9 protein-coding genes are annotated in these 14,487 nt (G+C 71.9%); 8 read left to right on the top strand and 1 reads right to left on the bottom strand.

Going from position 1 to position 14,487, the window contains the following annotated elements; all coding sequences use genetic code 11:
- Nucleotides 1-160 precede the first annotated feature (160 nt).
- Nucleotides 161-2,869, bottom strand: a complete 2,709-nt coding sequence (locus tag ABZS37_RS00395; protein WP_355164636.1) for a glucosidase — start codon at nucleotides 2,867-2,869, stop codon at nucleotides 161-163.
- A gap of 42 nt (nucleotides 2,870-2,911) precedes the next feature.
- Between ABZS37_RS00395 and ABZS37_RS00390 the strand changes: the two genes are divergently transcribed.
- From ABZS37_RS00390 to ABZS37_RS00355, 8 genes are all read left to right on the top strand, one after another.
- The gene (locus ABZS37_RS00390; protein WP_355164635.1) at nucleotides 2,912-4,855 is read left to right on the top strand and encodes an amylo-alpha-1,6-glucosidase; all 1,944 of its coding nucleotides are present in this window, start codon (nucleotides 2,912-2,914) and stop codon (nucleotides 4,853-4,855) included.
- A gap of 137 nt (nucleotides 4,856-4,992) precedes the next feature.
- On the top strand, nucleotides 4,993-6,327 hold the full coding sequence (locus ABZS37_RS00385; RefSeq protein ID WP_355164634.1) for a glycosyltransferase family 4 protein: 1,335 nt from the start codon (nucleotides 4,993-4,995) through the stop codon (nucleotides 6,325-6,327).
- Between the two features lie 83 nt (nucleotides 6,328-6,410).
- Nucleotides 6,411-8,138, top strand: coding sequence for a serine/threonine-protein kinase (locus ABZS37_RS00380; RefSeq protein WP_355164633.1), 1,728 nt, complete (start codon nucleotides 6,411-6,413; stop codon nucleotides 8,136-8,138).
- A 117-nt stretch (nucleotides 8,139-8,255) separates the two neighbouring features.
- Nucleotides 8,256-9,875 (top strand): protein kinase, encoded by a 1,620-nt coding sequence (locus tag ABZS37_RS00375; RefSeq protein ID WP_355164632.1) that lies wholly within the window; start codon nucleotides 8,256-8,258, stop codon nucleotides 9,873-9,875.
- Nucleotides 9,876-9,978: 103 nt separating this feature from the next.
- On the top strand, nucleotides 9,979-10,788 hold the full coding sequence (locus tag ABZS37_RS00370; RefSeq protein ID WP_355164631.1) for a metal-dependent hydrolase: 810 nt from the start codon (nucleotides 9,979-9,981) through the stop codon (nucleotides 10,786-10,788).
- Nucleotides 10,785-11,693 (top strand): amidohydrolase family protein, encoded by a 909-nt coding sequence (locus tag ABZS37_RS00365; RefSeq protein WP_355164630.1) that lies wholly within the window; start codon nucleotides 10,785-10,787, stop codon nucleotides 11,691-11,693. The genes ABZS37_RS00370 and ABZS37_RS00365 overlap by 4 nt, the downstream gene beginning before the upstream one ends.
- Before the next feature lie 318 nt (nucleotides 11,694-12,011).
- Nucleotides 12,012-13,061, top strand: a complete 1,050-nt coding sequence (locus ABZS37_RS00360; RefSeq protein ID WP_355165068.1) for a LacI family DNA-binding transcriptional regulator — start codon at nucleotides 12,012-12,014, stop codon at nucleotides 13,059-13,061.
- A gap of 85 nt (nucleotides 13,062-13,146) precedes the next feature.
- A complete protein-coding gene (locus tag ABZS37_RS00355) occupies nucleotides 13,147-14,451 on the top strand; it encodes an extracellular solute-binding protein (RefSeq protein WP_355164629.1) in 1,305 nt (434 codons plus the stop codon).
- Nucleotides 14,452-14,487: the final 36 nt, after the last annotated feature.

The raw sequence follows: 14,487 nt of genomic DNA, 5'->3' as shown, positions 1-14,487 counted from the left end.
TGGCCTCCCGGCGCCAGGGACACCACTACAACATGGTTCGAGCACGATCATGCCGCCAGGGCGCGGTCAGCGCGGGCGCGGTCAGCGCGGGCACGGCCAGCGCGGGCACGGCCAGCGCGGGCACGGCCAGCGCGGGCACGGCCAGCGCGGGCGGGCGGGGTCAGCGGCGCAGGGTGAGGATCAGATCGGCGACCAGGGCTGTCCAGCCGGTCTGGTGCCAGGCGCCCAGGCCGGCCCCGTTGTCGCCGTGGAAATACTCGGGGAAGGCGATCAGGTCCCGCCAGTCCGGGTGGGTCTGGAACAGGCGCGCGGCCCCGTAGATCGGCCGCCGGCCCCAGTCGTCCTGCGTGAACAGTGAGATCAGCCGGGCGGACAGGTCGTCGGCGATCTCGTCCAGTGTGCGCTTCACCCCGGAGCGGGTCGGGTACTCCACCTGGAGGTCGTCGCCGAAGAACGCCGCGTAGTCGCGCAGTGCGCTGATCAGCAGGAAGTTCGTCGGCATCCAGATCGGGCCGCGCCAGTTCGAGTTGCCGCCGAAGAGCCCGCTGGTCGACTCGGCCGGCTCGTAGCCGACGCAGAATTCCTGCCCGCCGAGCGTGACCGAGAACGGCTTGTCCAGATGCGCGCGGGACAGCGTCCGCAGGCCGAAGTCGGAGAGGAACTCGTCGGGGTCGAGCATCCGGGCGAGCAGTCGGACCACCTGCTCCGGGCCGACCATGGACAGCAGTCGCTGCTGCCGCCCGTCCGGGCCCAGCCGGCGGGTGCCGATCACCTCGGCGTACTCGGGGCGGTTGGTGAGGAACCACCGCAACCGGGCGCCCAACTCGGGCAGCCGGTGCAGGGTCTTCGCGGTGAGCCGGGTGGTGGCGGCCAACGGCAGCAGCCCGACGACGGAACGGACCTTCAGCGGCACCTTCGTGCCGTCGGCCAACCGCAGCACGTCGTAGAAGAAGGCGTCCTCGTCGTCCCACAACCCCTGCTCGTACGCGGCGGCGGCGATGTACGCGAAGTGCTCGAAGAACTTGGTGGCGGTGTCCACCCAGGTCCGGTCGTGTTCGGCCAGCACGATCGCCATGTCCAGCATATTGAGCGCGTACATGGCCATCCAGCCGGTGCCGTCGGACTGCTCCAGCACGCCGGCCACCGGCAGCGCCGCCGAGCGGTCGAACGGCCCGACGTTGTCCAGCCCGAGGAAGCCGCCCTCGAAGACGTTGTTGCCGCCGGTGTCCTTGCGGTTGACCCACCAGGTGAAGTTGAGCAGCAGCTTGTGCATCACCCGGGCCAGGAACTCGTAGTCCCGCCCGCCGTCGATCTCGAACACCTTCAGCGCCGCCCACGCGTGCACCGGCGGGTTCACATCACCGAACGCCCACTCGTACGCCGGGATCTGCCCGTTGGGGTGCAGGTACCACTCGCGGAGCAGGAGCAGCAGTTGCTCCTTGGCGAAGCCCGGGTCGACCCGGGCGATGCTCACGCAGTGGAAAGCGAGGTCCCAGGCCGCGTACCAGGGATATTCCCAGGGGTCGGGCATGGAGATGACGTCGAAGCTGGTCATGTGCCACCAGGCGCTGTTGCGCCCGTGCCGGCGCCCGGCCGGCGGCGGCGTCGAGCCCGGGTCGCCGTCGAGCCAGCGTTTGACGTCGAAGTGGTAGAACTGCTTGCCCCACATCAGCCCGGCGATGGCCTGCCGGGCCACCAGCGCCTCGTCCGGGGTGGCGGCCTGCGGGATCACATCGGCGAAGAAGCGGTTCGCCTCGGTCCGCCGCGCCCACACCACAGCCTCGAAGCCGTCGCTGAGGTCGGCCGGGGGCGGCGGCGCGGCGGCCGGTGGCGACGCGGTGCGGGTCAGCCGCAGCCGGATCTGGCGCTGCCCGCCGGCCGGCACGTCGAGCACGTAGTGCAACGCGCCCTTGGTGCCCTCCCGCGCCGGGTTGACCGTGGCCGCGCCGTTGACCACGTGGTCGTTGATGCCGTCCTTCGGGTACTCCGAGCGGCCGGGCAGGCCCCAGAGCCGCTCGGCGTTGGTGTCGTTGTCACAGAGCAGTGGGACCGGGCCGCCGTCGCCCTCCAGCAACAGTTGGCCGAGCACCCGGTGCTCGCCGACGAGCCGGGTGCCCTGGCCGGTCAGCCGGGGGATCCGGTCGCCGCCGGGCAGGCCCCAGGCCCAGGTGTTGCGGAACCACAGGGTGGGCAGCACGTGCAGGGTCGCCGCCCGGTCGCCCCGGTTGGCGACGGTCACCACCATGCAGAGGTCGGTCGGGGACGCCTTGGCATAGTCGACGGTCACCGCCCAGTACCGGTCGTCGTCGAAGATCCCGGTGTCCACCAGCTCGTACTCGGTGTCGTCCCGGCCGCGCAGCGCGTTCACCGCGACGAGTTCGTCGTACGGGAACGCGGCCTGCGGGTAGTGGTAGCGCCAGCGCATCCAGGAGTGGGTGGGTGTGGAGTCCTCGTACCACCAGTACTCCTTGACGTCCTCGCCGTGGTTGCCGCTGTCGCCGCCGAGGCCGAACATCCGCTCCTTGAGGATCGGGTCCTCGCCGTTCCACAGCGCGAGGGCGAAGGCGAAGGTCTGTCGTTCGTCGCAGACGCCCGCCATCCCGTCTTCATTCCACCGGTAGGCTCTGGACCGCGCGTGGTCATGCGGGAAGTAGTCCCAGGCCGTACCGTGCTCGCTGTAATCCTCCCGTACCGTCCCCCACGCCCGTTCGGACAGATAGGGACCCCATGCGCGCCAGTCCTGCTCCCCCGAGTCGGCCTGAGCGAGCCGAAGCCGCTCAGCGTCGGGTGGCGAGGCGTCGGAGGACGATCGGTCAGTGATCACGTGCACATCTTTGACGTCGCCTCGGTACTTGACCACAGCGGCCATTCTCGTCGTGGCGTGTTACACCCCGCCGCCGGTGGAGGAAAGTTGATCGACATTCACTTCGGCCCGCAGGTCTGCGGCGATCTGACGAGCGCCTCCAGCCGGGAATGGCTGGTGCCCGACGGCATCGGCGGGTACGCGATGGGCACCGTCGCCGGGCTGCGGACACGCCGCTACCACGGTCTGCTGGTGGTGCCCGGCGAAACCCCGGCGTCCCGCCGCGTGGGACTGGTCAGTCTCGACCCGGCGGTCACCCTGCCGTCCGGCGCGCGGGTACGGCTCGGCGCGCACGAGTGGTCCTCCGGCGACGTGGACCCGCGCGGCTTCGAGCTGCTGGAACGCTTCGACCTGGTCGACGGGCTGCCCCGGTGGCGGTGGCGGATCGGCGCGGTGGTGATCGAGCGGGAGTTGGCCATGCTGCCCGGCCGCTCCTGCGTGGCGGTGGTGCACCGGCTGGTCGCCGGCGGGCCCGTCCGGCTGGAGCTCTCCGCCGCCTGCACCTGGCGCGACGCGCACGGCGAACGGCGGGCCGACGGCCCGACGCCGCAGGTCGAGCCGGTCGCCGACGGTGCGGTGGTCGAGGGCGCGTACCGGCTGGCCGGGCCGGGCTGGACGCCCGAGGGGCAGTGGTGGCTGGGCGTGCACCACCGCGAGGAGGCCAACCGGGGTCTGCACCCGGACGAGGACCTCTGGTACGCGGGACGCTTCGTCGGCGAGCTGGAACGCCCCGGTGACACGGTGTCGGTGCGGGCCTGGGCCGCGCCGCTCGACCTGGAGCCGATGTCGGCGGAGGAGATCGTGGCGACGGCCCGGCGACGCAACCGGCAGGTGGTGGCGACGGCGAAGCCAGCCGACGACACCGAAGCCAGCCTGGTGCTGGCCGCCGACGCGTTCGTGGTGCGCACCAACCAAGCGGCCGTGGACGTGGTGGCCGGCTACCCGTGGTTCGGGGCCTGGTCGCGCGACACGATGATCTCGTACGAGGGGTTGTTCCTCTGTACGGGTCGCGCCGACGAGGGCCGGGAGCTGCTGCGGGCGTACGCGGCGACGCTGTCCGAGGGGATGCTCGCCAACACGGCCGACACCGGTCGGGTGGAGTACAACACCGTCGACGGCACGCTGTGGTTCCTGCACGCGGTGAGCCGACACGTCACCGTCACCGGTGACACCGATCTCGGCGACGAGTTGCTGCCCGCGCTGCGCACGGTCATCGACGCCCATGTGGCCGGCACCCGCTACGGCATCGGCGTCGACCCGGCCGACGGGCTGCTCGCCCAGGGCGCCCCGGGCACGGCGCTGACCTGGATGGACGCCCGGGTGTACGGGGTGCCGGTCACCCCGCGTACCGGCAAGCCGGTCGAGGTCAACGCGTTGTGGATCAACGGGTTGGCCGGGCTCGCGGAGCTGACCGAGCTGGCCGGGCAGGACGCGGACGAGCTGTGGCGACGGCACGGGCAGGCCACCGCCTCGTTCCGGGGGCGTTTCCCGGCGCCGACCGGCTGGCTGCACGACGTGCTGGACGCGCCCGCGCCGGCGTACCCGCTGGGCGGGGCGGCCCTGCACGACGACGACGCGCTGCGCCCCAACCAACTGCTGGCCTGGTCGCTGCCGTTCGCACCGCTGGAACCGGATGAGCCGACGCTGCGCCGGGTCGCGGCCGGGCTGCTGACCCCGCTCGGGCCGCGCAGCCTCGCGATGGATTCGCCGGAGTTCGTGGGCCGGCACCGGGGTGGCCCGGCCGACCGGGACGGCGGCTACCACCAGGGCACGGTCTGGCCGTGGCTGCTCGGCCCGTACGTGGACGCCTGCCGCCGAGGAAAGATGTCAGCCGATGATGCGTTCGTCGGCATTGAGTCCCATTTGACCGAATATGGGTTAGGCTCGGTGAGCGAGACGGCCGACGGCCTCGCGCCGCACGCCGCGACCGGCTGCCCGTTCCAGGCGTGGTCGGTGGCCGAGCTGCTGCGGGTGCGTCGAAAGGGCCAGTAGCGCTTTACACGACCGCAACGGTGGTGTCGCCGCTGGTTATCTCGATCCCGGCAGGATTGGCCCCGATCCAGACGCGACGGCGACATCGATTCCGGTGTCGGTCGGCGCGCGCCCGGGGACAATTCAAAGGGGGCCGCATGTCACCCGATGCCCACGTGATCGACATCCACCCCGCCCGACAGCTGCGGGTGCTGATGCTCTCCTGGGAGTACCCGCCGGTGCTCGTCGGCGGCCTCGGCCGACACGTCCACGCCCTCTCCGTCGCCCTCGTCGCCGCCGGCCACGACGTCACCGTCATCACCCGCCACAGCGACGGCGCACCCCTGGAGGAATACGCCGACGGCGTCCGCATCCTGCGCGCCCCCGAAGACCCCGTCACCTTCCCCCTCGCCACCGGATCCCTGCTCGCCTGGACCATGGCGTTCAACCACACCCTCACCCGCACCGCGCTGCGCGCCACCGAAGCCGGCACCTACGACGTCATCCACGCCCACGACTGGCTCGTCGCCCACACCGCCATCACCCTGGCCGACCACCTGGACCTGCCCCTGGTCACGACCATGCACGCCACCGAGGCGGGGCGGCACCAGGGCTGGCTGCCCGAGGAGATGAACCGCACCATCCACGGCGTCGAGCACTGGCTCAGCGGCTCATCCATCCGGGTGATCACCTGTTCGGGGTACATGCGCGAGCAGGTGACCACGCTGTTCGACGTGCCGGCCGGGCAGGTCGACGTGGTGCCCAACGGGGTCGACGGCCGCGCCTGGCGGGCCCGGCCGCGGGCGGTCGCGTCGGCCCGAGCGAGGTTCGCCGGGGACGGCCCGTTGGTGGGGTACGCCGGACGGCTGGTTTACGAAAAGGGCGTCCAGCACCTGGTGCACGCGGTGCCCCGCCTGCGCGAGCTGCACCCGGGGCTGCGCGTGGTGATCGCGGGCGACGGCCCGTACCGCGCCGAGTTGGAGGCGGAGGCCCGGCGGCTGGCGCTCAGCTCGACCGTCCGGTTCACCGGCTTCCTCGACACCACCCAACTGCCAGCGATGCTCGGGGCGACCGACGCGACCGTGGTGCCCAGCCTCTACGAGCCGTTCGGCATGGTGGCACTGGAGGCGGCCGCCGCCGGAGCACCCCTCGCGGTGGCCCGCACCGGCGGTCTCGCCGAGATCGTCGAGCCCGGCGTGACCGGGGTGACCTTTCCGCACAGCGACCCGGACGCGCTCGCCGGCGCGGTCGGTCAACTGCTCGGCGATGAGGTCTTCGCCCGGCGGGTGGCCAGCCGGGCCCGAAGAATGGTCGGCGAGCGGTACGGGTGGGCCACCATCGCCGCCCGTACCGCCGCCAGCTACACCGCTGCCCGCCGGGAGCACGGCCCGCTGCAGGCTCGGCGGGCCGCCGCCCGACTGGCTGGCGGACGTACCCGGATCGCCATCCCGGAGGGCAATCTGCTCACCCACGCCGACCACGCCGCCTGCTGAGCTGAGTCGGACGACCGATAGGTGACTTCCGATCCGCTGGTTAGGGTGTAGCCCGGACAGCGGCTGAGGAGGAGCGTGCGCAGGTGCTGATCGCCGGTCGGTACCGGCTGCTCGACCTGGTGGGTCGCGGGGGCATGGGTCGGGTGTGGCGTGCCCGCGACGAGATGCTGCACCGTGAGGTCGCGGTCAAGGAGATCGTGCCGCCGAGTTGGCTGGCCGATCACGAGCGGGCCGAGCTGCGCTCGCGCACCCTGCGGGAGGCGCGCGCCGCGGCCCGGCTCAACCATCCCGCCGTGGTCCGGCTCTACGACGTCGTCCCGGTCGAGGGCAGCCCGTGGATCGTGATGGAGTACGTCCCGTCCCGGACCCTGCAGGACGTGCTGGACGCGGAGGGGCCACTGGAGCCGTCCCGCGCGGCCCGGATCGGGCTGGCCGTGCTCGACGCGCTGCACGCCGCGCACACGGCCGGTGTGCTGCACCGCGACATCAAGCCGCAGAACGTGCTTGTGGCGCACGACGGGCGGGTGATGCTCGCCGACTTCGGGCTGGCCACCTTCGACGGCGGCGACGGAATGATGACCCGCCCCGGCATGGTCCTCGGCTCCCCCCAGTACGTCGCCCCGGAGCGGGCCGCCGAGGGGGTGTCCACGGTGGCCGCCGACCTCTGGTCGCTCGGGGCAACCCTGCACGCCGCTGTGGAGGGCCGCTCCCCGTACGCCCGCAGCACCGCGATGGCCACCCTGAGCGCACTGGCCGCCGGGCCGCCGGACCCGGCCCCGCACGCCGGGCCGCTCGCGCCGGTGCTCGCCGGCCTGCTGCGTCGCGACCCGCGTGACCGCCTCGACCACGACGCCGCGCGCCGGTTGCTCGCGGCGGTGGCCGGCCGCGTCGACCCGCCGCCGATGCCTGACCCGCGCCGGGCCTCCGAGCGGCCGGGCCTGGTGGCGGATCCGGGTGAGCGGCCCGCCGTGGCCGACGGGCTGGACGACCAGGACCCCACCATCCCGCTGCCCGATCCCGCCAATCCGGCCCCGGAAGCCGTGGCGTCCACCGCCTCGACTCCAGGGCCCGACCGCGCGGGCGGGCGGCGTACCGCACGCCGGGCGGCCCTGATCGCCGTAGCGCTGCTGGTGGCCGCCGCCGTCGGCGTGGGCACCGCGTTGGCCGTCACCGGTCACGAGCCAGACGGCAGCGCCGGCCAACCCACCGCGCTGCAGCCGAGCCGTCCCTCCGACGGCGGTCCGGACGGGCGGTCAGACGCCGGCCCGGACCGGCCCGGCCCACCGCCGGGTGGCGGGAACGTCCCCCCGCCCCCGTTCGCGTGTGTCCGCCCCAATATCTCTGGTGCGCCGGTGCTGGCCGGCGTAGCGGCCCCGGGCGAACCATTCCGGCCGCCGCCCGGCTGGGTCTGGCATGCCGACACCACCGGCTTCCGGGTCTCCGTACCGGCGACCTGGCACTACTTCCGTGACGGCGCGGTGGCGTGCTTCCAGGACCCGGCGACCGGCCGGGCGCTCAGCGTCGCCGAGGGCGGCGCCGCCGATCCCCTGGCCCGGCTCCGGGCGGTCCGCGACGCGGCGGCCGGGGTCGGGGCACTGCCGGGGTACGACGAGATCCGACTCGCCGCGAGCGACGGCGCAGCGGAGTGGGAGTGCCGCTGGAAGGCGCCGTACGGGGTTTGGCTGCACGCTCGACAACAGACCGTCGGGGCCAACCGCTGGACGCTGGGCTGGATCACCGACGACGCGGACTGGACCCGCGCCGACGCGGACTGGACGACGGTGCGAAACAGTTTCCGACCACCCCGCTGACCTGCACCGTTTGTCATGACCCGGACCCCGTCCGGCGTGGATCGAGACCGCTCAGCGGATGAGAAAGCCGGCATCGGTGGCTATCGTGTAACTCGGGGTGACCGAGGGGGAGCGACCGTGCAGCAGTTGCTGATCGCGGGTCGGTACCGGCTGCTCGACCTGGTCGGCACCGGCGGAATGGGCCGGGTGTGGCTTGCTCGCGACGAGATGCTGCACCGCGACGTCGCGGTGAAGGAGGTCGTCCCGCCGTCCTGGCTGGCCGAGGCCGAACGCGCGGAGTTGCGGCTGCGGACATTGCGCGAGGCACGCACCGCCGCGCGGCTCAACCACCCCAACGTGGTCCGCATCTACGACGTGGTGCACGACCGGGAAAGCCCATGGATCGTGATGGAGTACGTGCGGTCCCGCTCGGTGCAGCAGATCATCGGCGCCGAGGGGCCGCTGAGCCCGCAGCGTACGGCCCGGATCGGGCTGGCGGTGCTCGCCGCGTTGCGGGCCGCGCACACCGCCGGGGTGCTGCACCGCGATGTGAAGCCGCACAACGTGCTGGTGGCCGACGACGGGCGGGTGGTGCTCACCGACTTCGGGCTGGCCACCTTCGACGGTGGCGAAGGTGCGATGACCGGGCCGGGCACGGTGCTCGGCTCACCGCAGTTCGTCGCCCCTGAGCGGGCCCGCGAAGGAGTGTCGGATCCGCGCACCGACATGTGGTCGCTCGGCGCGACGCTCTATGCGACGGTCGAGGGGAAGTCGCCGTACGCCCGGTCGAGCGCGATGGCGACGCTCAGCGCGCTGGCCACCGAACCACCGGACCCGATGCGCCGCGCCGGGCCGTTGCGTCCCGTCCTCACCGGCCTGTTGCAGCGCGACCCCTGGCGACGGTTGACCGCCGCCGAGGCGGAGCCGCTACTGAGCAGTGCCGCGGCGGACCCCAGCCAGCCCGCCGCGCCGACCCGGTCCTCGGCGGTGGCGGCGGTCCTTGACGCGGGCCGTGCCGTGGCGCCCCACCCGGAGGCCCCGCCGGTCGATCCGGCGCCGCCGAACGGGCAGCCGGCGAGCCGCCCCGGCAGGCGTCGACGCCTGATCGCCCTCGGTGGCGCGGCCACCGCCCTGCTCGTCGCCGGAGGCATCACGCTGGCGCTGGTCGACCGACCCGACGAGCGGACACCACCGTCCGGCTCCGGTGGCGGTGCGCTGACCGCCCGGCCGGCCGCGTTCGCCTGCGCGGCGCCTCCGCCAGCAGCGGCCACGCCGGTGGCGTCGGTGTCGCCGCCGGCCGACGCACGGTACCGGCTGCGTGCCGGCTGGACCTGGCACGACGACCCGACCGGTTTTCGGATCGCCGCGCCGGTGGCCTGGGCACGCTGGACCGAGGGCGCGGTGACCTGCTTCCGGGAGCTCGACGGGGCCCGGGTGCTGAGCGTCGAGGCGGGGCCGGAGCGGGCCGACCCGGTGGCGTACTGGAAGGCCGAGGAGGCGCGACTCACCACCGGCGACGCGTTGCTTCCGGGCTACCGCAAGGTGGAAATCTCCGCGATGGACATCTTCGAGGGTGGCGCGGTCTGGGAGTGCAGCTGGGAGAACGCCGCCGGCGAGCAGGTACACAGCTTCCGGTTGCTGACCAACACGTCGGCCGAGCGGTCCTACACCGTCTCGTGGCTGACAAAAGAGTTCGACTGGCAGGTCAACGCGGCATACTTGCCGATGATCCGGCAGAGCTTCACCCCCGCCCTGTGACGCCGTCCGATGTGGACTCTTTGGGTGATGCCCCTGCGGCGCCGACGCTGACTACAGTGGCGTAGCTTTGGGCGCTCAAGATCCCTGGGGAGGGTGAGCCGAGATGATGGGACCGTCGCACGCGCTATCCGGCGCGGCGGTGTGGCTGGCCGGGTCCTGGGCACTGGACCAGTTCGCCGACTACCACCAGTCACCGCTCGCGTTGGCGGTGGGCACCGCGGTGTGCGCCGGTGGCGCGCTCTTTCCCGACCTCGACATGTCGGGCAAGGTGACCCGCAACCAGGGCGGGGCCACCGTGGCCCGCACCTTCGGGGTCTTCTCGCTCTTCGCCGCCGAGGTGATGGAAAAGATCTCACTCGGGGTCTACTACGCCACGAAGCTCAGCAAGGACCCGCGCCGCAACAACGGGCACCGGACGCTGACCCACACGCTTCCGTTCACCGTGCTCGTCGGCTGGGGCACCACCGCGCTCTGCGCCGCTTACGGCAAGTGGGCGGTGATCACGATCCTGTTCTTCATGTTCGGCCTCGCCCTGCGCGGGCTGTTCGACAAATGGGCGGAACGCGCCGGCTGGGTGATCGTGACCCTCGCGTCGGCCGGGGCGGCGTGGTTCACCTTCGTCAACCTCCCGGGCGGGCGCGGCTATCCCCTCATCGGCACCGCCGTGGGGGTGGGCTGCTTCGTGCACATCATCGGCGACATGATCACCCGAGCCGGCGTGCCGATCCTCTGGCCGATCCCGATCAAACGACGCATGTGGATGATGGTCGGCCTACCGAACAGCATCGCCCTGCGCGTCGGCAGCAAGGCCGAGGTGGTCGGGGTGCGCATCGCGCTGACCGTCGTCTCGGCGCTCGCCACCGTCGGCCTGATCGCGCCCTCGGTGCTGAGCCGGTTCGACATCGACATATGACCGAGCCGGCGCCGGAGCCACCGCCAGCCGCCGACGCGCGGGTGCCGGAGTTCTGGCGCGCGCTGGGGCTGCCCGGGCTGGCCGACGTGCACGTGCACTTCCTGCCGCCGCGCCTGCTCCGCCGGGTATGGGCGTACTTCGACGCTGCCGGGCCACTGGTCGGCACCGAGTGGCCGATCCGGTACCGGTGGAGCGATGCCGAGCGGGTCGCGTACCTGCACCGGCTCGGCGTACGGGCGTTCAGCGCACTGGCGTACCCCCACCGACCGGGCATGGCGGCGGAACTGAACCGGTGGACGCTGGAGTTCGCCAGGACCACCCCGGGCTGTCTGCCCTCGGCCACCTTCTTCCCCGAGCCGGACGCGCCCGGGTACGTCGAGGCGGCGCTGGCCGGCGGGGCCCGGCTGTTCAAGGTGCACGTGCAGGTCGGTGGCTTCCCGCCGACCGATCCGGCGCTCGATGAGGTGTGGGGGATGCTCTCCGACGCGGGTGTGCCGGTGGTGGTGCACGCCGGCCACGCACCCGTGGGGACGTCGCACACCGGACCGGAGCAGTTCGCCGCCCTGCTCGCCCGCCATCCCCGGCTGGCCGCCGTGGTGGCGCACCTCGGCGCTCCGGACTATCGGGCGTTCCTGGACCTCGCCGAGGCGTACGAGCAGGTCCGGCTGGACACCACTATGGCGTTCACGCCCTTCTTCGACCAGTTCGTCCCGTTCCCTGCCGATGAACTGCCCCGGCTGCGCGAGCTGGGGTTGGCCGGCAAGGTGCTGCTCGGCAGCGACTTCCCGAACATCCCCTACCCGTACGCCGACCAGTTGACCGGGTTGGCCCGGCTCGACCTGGGCGACGACTGGCTGCGCGCGGTCTGCTGGGACAGCGCCGCCGCCCTGTTCGACCTGCGCTGACGCGCCAGACCCTGAACAACCACGCCACACCCCGCCCCCGCTCTCGCCTCACCCCTCCCCCTCCCCTCAAGATCGCGCTTGATCCTGGATGTTGTGGTCTCCGCGCGGCCACGAGGGGACTCTTTCCGGGATCGAGCGCGATCATGCTGTCGTCCCGCCCGAGGGCACGCGCGGAGCACCGACTTCTTTTCGACATCGGCTATTGACGGCGCCGTAACAGGTGGCCTAGCGTCTGTCGAACCGCTTCGTCGAAGCGTTTCGACGATCATCAGCGGGAGCGATCCCACGGCTGGCCGGAGGAGGTACGCGGTGGCCACCATGCACGACGTCGCCCGCCTCGCGCACGTCTCGGTCAGCACCGTCTCGTACGTGCTCACCGGCACCCGGCCGATCTCCCAGGCCACCCGGGACAAGGTGCTCGCCGCGATGGCCGAGCTCGACTACCAGCCCAACGCGATGGCCCGCGGCCTGGCCAGCCGGCGCAGCCGGATCCTCGGCCTGCTGATGCCGATGGACGAACGGGGCCTCGGCGCCACCGAGACGGCCTTCGTCACCGGTGCCGCCGCCGCGGCGAGCGCGGCCGGCTATCACCTGGTGCTCTCGCCGGTCGGCGGCGGCGACCTCGACGACCTGCGTCGGCTGGCCAGCCAGCGGATGCTCGACGGCGTCGTGCTGATGGAGGTCCAGCTGGCCGACGAACGGGTCACCGTGCTCCAGGAGACCGGCGTGCCGCTGGTGCTGATCGGCCGCACCGGCGACACCAGCACGCTCTCCTACGTCGACATCGACTTCGACCAGACCGTACGGGAGGCCGTCGCGCACCTGGTCGGCCTCGGGCACCGGCGGATCGTCTACGTCAACCACTCGGCTGCCACGCTGGCCAGTGGTTACGGGCCCGCGCTGCGTACCCGTGACGCCTTCGTCGCGGCGATGACCGGGCACGGCCTGGACCCGGTGATGATCGCGGCCGAGGACAGCGCCGCAGGCGGGCGTGCCGCCCTGGCCGCCGCCTTCGCGCAGGCCCCGGAGCTGACGGCCGTGCTGGCCATGAACGAGACCGCGATCTTCGGCATCCTCGGCGAGCTGACCGGCCGCGGGCTGTCGGTGCCCGACGACGTCTCCGTCGTCTCGATGGTCACCTCGCCGCAGGTCGCCGAGCTGGCCACCCCGGCGCTGACCGCGATGACGTCACCCGGTTCGGCCCTCGGCCGGATCGCGATCGAGGCGCTGCTGCGCCATCTGGACGGCCCCGGCGACCACCGCCACCAGCAACTGCTGCCGTGCGCGCTGGAGATCCGGGGATCAACCGCCGTGCCCCGGCGGCCGGCAGTGACCATCGCCGATCCACCGTCGACCGACGGGGGCTGACCAGCGAAGACAGCCCGCCGCCGCGCGGCAACGCGACGACGGGCCCAGTGAAGTACCGGCTCGATACTCAACGAGGAGGATTCTAATGCAGCGATTCCGCCGGCTCGTCGCCGCGATCGCCCTGGCGGCGACCGCGACGACCTCCATGGCCGCCTGCGGCGGTGGTGACAGCGGGGACGACAGCGGGGCCAAGACCCTCAAGCTCTGGCACTACGAGAGCGAGAACAGCGCCATGGGGGTCGCCTGGAACCGGGCCATCGAGATCTTCAAGACCGAGCACCCGGGCGTCGAGGTGCGCTTCGAGCGCAAGGCGTTCGAGCAGATCCAGCAGAACGCTGGCATGATCATCAACTCGTCCGAGGGCCCGGACATCATGGAGTACAACAAGGGCAACGCGACCGCCGGCCTGCTCTCCTCCCAGGGCCTGCTCGCCGACCTGAGTGCCGAGGCCGACAAGCGCGGCTGGGCCGGCAAGCTCAGCCCCAGCCTGCAGACCACCGCCCGCTACAGTGACAAGGGCGTGATGGGCTCGGGCAAATGGTTCGGCGTGCCGAACTACGGCGAGTACGTCACGGTCTACTACAACAAGGACGTCTTCCAGCAGAACGGCGTCAAGGTCCCGACCACCCTGCCCGAGATGACCGCCGCGATGGACACCTTCGTCGGCAAGGGCGTCACCCCGCTGGGCATGGCCGGCGCCGAGTACCCGGCCGGTCAGCTCTTCTACCAGCTGGCCCTGGCCAAGGCGGACCGGCAGTTCGTCGACAACTACCAGCTCTACAAGAACCCGGTGGACTTCAAGGCCGACCCGCTGAAGTACGGCGCGGACACCTTCGCCGAGTGGGTGAAGAAGGGCTACGTCGCCAAGGACTCGGCCAGCCTCAAGGCCGAGGACATGGGCACCGCGTTCATCGGCGGCAAGGTTCCGATGATCGTCTCGGGCAGCTGGTGGTACGGCCGCTTCAAGACCGAGATGAAGGCCAACTGGGACACCTTCCTCTTCCCCGGCAACACCCTGCAGGCCGGCTCCTCCGGCAACCTCTGGGTGGTCCCGGAGAACAGCAAGGCCAAGAGCCTGTCGTACGACTTCATCGACATCACCCTGCGTCCGGAGATCCAGGACCTGATCGGCAACAACGGTGGTGTCCCGGTCGCCGCTGACCCGGCGAAGATCAGCGATGCGAAGGACCGCAAGCTGATCGAGGACTTCAACACAGTCAGCAAGCAGGACGGGCTCGCCTTCTACCCGGACTGGCCGGTCCCCGGCTACTACGACGTGCTGGTCTCCGGCTTCCAGGGCCTGATCAACGGCTCCAAGTCGCCCGACCAGGTTCTCGACTCGATCGCCAAGCCGTACGCCGATGGCGTCAAGGAGATCACCGGCAAGTGAGACGGCGAGCGGCGGGCGCGACCGGCACGACCGGCG

The sequence above is a fragment of the Micromonospora sp. NPDC005413 genome (assembly GCF_040606435.1).
GTDB lineage: Bacteria > Actinomycetota > Actinomycetes > Mycobacteriales > Micromonosporaceae > Micromonospora.
The sequence above is the reverse complement of the archived record's forward strand: the minus strand, read 5'-3'. Positions and strand labels throughout refer to the sequence as shown.

Bases quoted from the DNA above. Each gene is read 5' to 3' on its own strand.
- ABZS37_RS00385 (WP_355164634.1), top strand. From the start codon at position 4,993: ATGTCACCCGATGCCCACGTGATCGACATCCACCCCGCCCGACAGCTG.
- ABZS37_RS00370 (WP_355164631.1), top strand. From the start codon at position 9,979: ATGATGGGACCGTCGCACGCGCTATCCGGCGCGGCGGTGTGGCTGGCC.
- ABZS37_RS00360 (WP_355165068.1), top strand. From the start codon at position 12,012: ATGCACGACGTCGCCCGCCTCGCGCACGTCTCGGTCAGCACCGTCTCG.
- ABZS37_RS00355 (WP_355164629.1), top strand. From the start codon at position 13,147: ATGCAGCGATTCCGCCGGCTCGTCGCCGCGATCGCCCTGGCGGCGACC.
- ABZS37_RS00365 (WP_355164630.1), top strand. From the start codon at position 10,785: ATGACCGAGCCGGCGCCGGAGCCACCGCCAGCCGCCGACGCGCGGGTG.
- ABZS37_RS00395 (WP_355164636.1), bottom strand. From the start codon at position 2,869: ATGGCCGCTGTGGTCAAGTACCGAGGCGACGTCAAAGATGTGCACGTG.